The 3,153-nt window shown below is 53.2% G+C and carries 3 protein-coding genes; all 3 read right to left on the bottom strand.

Going from position 1 to position 3,153, the window contains the following annotated elements:
* On the bottom strand, nucleotides 1–1,955 hold a 1,955-nt coding region (locus U9P07_07135; GenBank protein MEA2109177.1), incomplete at its 3' end, for an ATP-binding protein.
* A gap of 141 nt (nucleotides 1,956–2,096) precedes the next feature.
* Nucleotides 2,097–2,495, bottom strand: a complete 399-nt coding sequence (locus tag U9P07_07130) for a type II toxin-antitoxin system VapC family toxin (GenBank protein ID MEA2109176.1) — start codon at nucleotides 2,493–2,495, stop codon at nucleotides 2,097–2,099.
* Nucleotides 2,496–2,720: a hypothetical protein gene (locus U9P07_07125; protein ID MEA2109175.1), complete on the bottom strand. Its 225-nt coding sequence runs from the start codon at nucleotides 2,718–2,720 to the stop codon at nucleotides 2,496–2,498.
* Nucleotides 2,721–3,153 lie beyond the last annotated feature (433 nt).

Genomic DNA, 3,153 nt, shown 5'->3' with positions numbered 1-3,153 from the left:
TTGCTGGTTTTAAAGGGCTCAAACAAACCCTCGGGCAGCAGCTCCGGCGAAATTCCCGGGCCGTCATCGGCAACCTCAATCACCGCCTGCCGGGATGATTCATCCTGCCGGACTCCAAGGCGGACGCAAGTCCCCTCGCCGCCGGACTCAAAGGCGTTGAGCAGCAAATTTTCGAAGACGGAGGCCAGCAGTTCAGGATCGCTCTCCAGCCACAAATCATCCCGGCAGTCAAGGACAATCTTAAGCGCCGGAAGTTTCTTTGCCAGCTGCCGGCGACAGTCTTCCAGCAACTGACAAAGCTGAAACTCCCGATTTTCCGGCACCAGCTCGTCTTTCAGACTTTTCAGGCGCACCTCCACCCGCCCCATCCTTTTTAAAGCGTCGTCCACCACTTCGAGCATATCCTGCTGAAATTCCGGCTCCCCGAGATGCTCCGGGGCGTTTTCCCGCAGCAGAGAAAGCATGGTGGCGGCGTTTTTAATATCATGGAGAACGAAAGCCGAGAGACGGTTCCAGGCCTGCTGTTCCCGGGCGTGGGCCAGTTTTTCAGCCATTCGCGCCGCCAGCAGGGATGAGGCCGCCTGACTGCCGAGGACGGTGAGCAGGTCAAAATCATCATGGCCATACACGCCGCCGGTATACTCCGGCCCCAGGCCGATCAGGCCCACCAGCTGATCGCCGATGGCGATGGGGGCCAGGAGGAGCAGATTGAGTGAAGTCAGGAAAACCTCTTTCTTTTTTGCCACCTCCTGCCAGGCCGGGTCCGGTTCTTTTTCCCGCAGCAGAAAATGGGAATGGGTTTTCACAAATCGCACCAGAAGATCATCGGCGGCCATGGTCAGTTTACCCTTCCCGACATCGTGATTTTCAGCCATATACACCAGCCGGTAGCCAGCGGATGAATCCCCGACCCAGATAAAAATCTCACTGGTATAAAGGCTTTCGGCCAGAACCCGGCGCAGGGCATCCACCACCCCGGCCTCGGTCATGGCCCCCTGGAGATGCTGGGAGAGGGCCAGCCACTCGTCCCGGTATTCGTACTTGTTGATATAAAAATGGGTGCTGATAAAAAAGTGAACCCGGCGGCGCAGTTTAGAGGAAAAGGCAAAAAGGCCGACGGCGACCAGTCCCAGTGCCAGGAGCAGCCACTTGAGGACGAAGGAAAACTGCAGATCAAACAAGCGCAGAACCATTGAGAGCAGGCCGAAACCGATCAGGTAGACGGCAATCAAACCGGGAACCACAAAGGAATAGACCACCTTGCGGGAAACGAAAATCTTGCGGTTCAGCAAGCGGTAATGAACCACGGCATAGGCCGTCAGGGCCCAGCCGACTGTCAGCAAAACCGCCAGCAGCCGCAGGTGGACGGGAACAATAACCAGGAAAGTAAGCCGGTAGGAGGCGGCCCAGGCCAGGGAACCGCAGACCAGGTAGCAGCCGACCACCAGGAATTTATACTCCCAGCGCCGGGCGGCATCAAGGGCGCGCCAGAACTGCTCCAGCCGCCAGGCGGCATAAAAAACCGCCACCAGGATAAAAATACTGACAAAATAGACCGGACTGTAGAGCTGAAAAAACAGCCGGCCTGCATCCATCCCCACCACCGGGGGACGAAACAGCAGGTAGAAGGCCCAGACGGCCACCGCCCCGCCGATGAAAATCTCGATCAGGAGATTTCTGGTCGTCCGGGAAACGCCTGTGGTCAGCGCCGATAACCGCAGGGCGAAGAAAAACCAGAGGTGGGCGAATACCACCTCGGAAAAAAACATCAGCCCGGCCACCCGGGGCTCCGGGTACCGGGCAAGGTAGAAATATTCCCCGGCCAGCAGCGGCAACGCCAGCAGAATCCGGACCAGGGAAAGGGAATAGCGCCGCTCGCCGCTGGACAGCCGGAAAATCAACAAGTCCGACAAGAGCAGCAAAACGTTCAAGGCATACAGAAATTTGAACAGCATGACAGGTGATGACCTTTCCCGGCTTTGCCGGCATTGATGACAGCGGCCAGCCGAACGGAAAAACTATACCGGAAGCGAATCAAGGAGTCAAAATAATTGCAGGCTGAAATATTCCTGAAAGAATCCCTTGTCCATTTCTCCCTAACCTTCCCAATCCTCAATTCTGATACCCACAATCCGACTGAACTCATTGGTATTATGAGTCACCAGAATTGCATCATATGCACGCGCAATTGCGGCAATCAGCATATCATTCGGACCGATCAATCTTCCCCCGGCGGTCAATTCCGCCCGGATCTGGCCATATTCTTCGGCACAGCGGTCATCGAATGGTAAACTTGCCAGGGGCGCAAAGAACTGTTTTAAGCGTTGGAGATTGGCACTCACCCTCTGACTGTACCTGGCGCCAAAAAACAGTTCCGCTTTGACAATACTGCATAAAGCGATTTCTGCAGGAGAACGGGAACGGAAATTACGCTCGATACCGGCATGCCTTTCGTTGAGCAGATGAATACATACATTGCTGTCGAGTAAATACATCTACCCCATCTCCAATCGTTGTTCATATTCACCCTGTTCCGGACGTTCAAGCACCTCCCCTTCCCAGGAACCGAAAACCTTAAAATAATCTTCGGGCCATTGAGAACAGATTTCGTTTTTCACCAGGCGGGCCAGGTATTTAGATACCGACAGCTGCGCGTGTCTGGCCTTCTGCTGGAATTGTTCAGCCACTTCGTCCGGAACATAGCAATGTAATTGAGCCATAAATCCTCCAAATATATTCTATATGTTTATCGTTAATATTATATGGAAATTTCTTCTTTTGTCAAGCTGTTGCTAATCCACCGCAACCCAGGCGGTCAAACTATTGCTCTTCGGCACAACTTACCTGCCCCCTATCCTGTAAAATTTCCCGACACCATTTTCCCGCCATTTTCACCCTGCTCACCGTCTTTTCCGGCGTTGCGAGCCCAAATCACGGTATCTTGCTGATTTTACAGAATTTTTCAGCTCCCAGGGCCGACTGCTGCCGTTCCTCAACCATGTCGGATATCTTTACATTTTCCCACCCAGCCGCTGAAGACAATCATAAACATCCTGTCATTTCAAGCAGTTGCACAGCTGGAATAAAGGTTGCTTTCTATATAATTGAATTCAGCAAACAGCATATTTTTTGATTTTTAATCATAACGAGGAA

The organism is Pseudomonadota bacterium, from assembly GCA_034660915.1.
Lineage (GTDB): Bacteria > Desulfobacterota > Anaeroferrophillalia > Anaeroferrophillales > Anaeroferrophillaceae > DQWO01.
This window is presented reverse-complemented; position numbering and strand designations above follow the sequence as displayed.